This is a genomic window from Methylobacterium sp. J-030 (assembly GCF_022829545.1).
In the GTDB taxonomy this organism is placed as follows: domain Bacteria; phylum Pseudomonadota; class Alphaproteobacteria; order Rhizobiales; family Beijerinckiaceae; genus Methylobacterium.
Genome location: NZ_JAKSYM010000002.1, coordinates 1 through 739 on the forward strand (window position 1 = coordinate 1; position 739 = coordinate 739).

The following is a 739-nucleotide window of genomic DNA, read 5'->3' on the forward strand; positions in this document are numbered from 1 at the left end:
GCGGGCTTGGTCGGACAAGGGTTCGAAGCTCTCAAGCTTCCGCGTCAGCGCCTGCTGCATGGGGCCCACATCGCTGCGACTTGAGATAAGCCCATATGTCAGATATCCGACCAAATCTCCATCAAATGACCGATATCTTGCGCTCTTAGGAGATTAGGCTCAAAGACAGGCGAGGCGTCGCGCGCAGGCATGTCCAGGGGCTCCCGACCGAGGGCACTTGGCCCCCCGCTCCAAGTGAACGGGACCATGTCGCACCCGACGCAGCATAGCTGCCTCAATCGCCTGCTTAGATCCCTGGATCCGGACGATTTCGGTCTGCTTCGGCCGCACCTCGAACTTATGACCCTGTCGTTGGGTGATGTGCTGATCAAAGCCGACACCTCGATCACGCAGGTCGCCTTCGTCGAACAGGGCATCGTCTCGCTCGTCAGCATCGCGGCCGACGGACAGCAGGTCGAGGTCGGGCTGGTCGGATGCGAGGGCATGGTCGGCGTACCCATCCTGCTCAACGCCGAGCGGACGCCGGACGAGGCCCGGGTTCAGGCTATCGGGTTGGCGCGGGCCATGCCGGCGAGCGCCCTCTCCGAGGCGCTTCGGCACAGTCCGCGCCTGCACAATCAGCTGTTGCGGTATGCGCACGTCCTCGGCGTGCAGGCCACGGCCACGGCCCTGGCCAACGGCCGCTACACTCTGGAGCCGCGTCTCGCCCGCTGGCTCCTCATGTGTCACGATCGGACCG

At 64.4% G+C, this 739-nt stretch carries 1 protein-coding gene; it reads left to right on the plus strand.

Annotation, left to right across the window (positions count from 1 at the left end; translation table 11 throughout):
- Positions 1-246: 246 nt before the first annotated feature.
- The coding region (locus MKK75_RS00010; RefSeq protein ID WP_244040603.1) for a Crp/Fnr family transcriptional regulator at positions 247-739 on the plus strand (493 nt) is incomplete at its 3' end.